Raw genomic sequence first — 260 nt, 5'->3', positions numbered from 1 at the left:
TGACTTGCGTTGAGGATGGACATTCATTGTCTGTGTTTACAACCTCGGCGTAAATGGTTTGTGGTGATTCTGAAGTAAAGAAATTCTCAGGATTAGTAATCGGAATTCCTGCTTCAAAATCTTCTTCTGATGCGTAATACACTACTTGGCTATTTCCATCTCCCTCATTTGGATTGATTTCCTCATCTTTCTGCGTTAAATCGAATTCGCCTATTTCGTTGTCGGCTTGTTGAGCGTCACTTGGTGAAGCACAAATCACT

The 260-nt window shown here is 40.8% G+C and carries 1 protein-coding gene; it reads right to left on the bottom strand.

Going from position 1 to position 260, the window contains the following annotated elements:
• The coding region (locus tag G7034_RS11775; protein ID WP_166401158.1) for a hypothetical protein at positions 1–260 on the bottom strand (260 nt) is incomplete at both ends.

The sequence above is a fragment of the Psychroflexus maritimus genome (assembly GCF_011089875.1).
In the GTDB taxonomy this organism is placed as follows: Bacteria; Bacteroidota; Bacteroidia; order Flavobacteriales; family Flavobacteriaceae; genus Psychroflexus; species Psychroflexus maritimus.
Note: the sequence above shows the minus strand (reverse complement) of the source record. Positions and strands in the feature narration are given on the sequence as shown.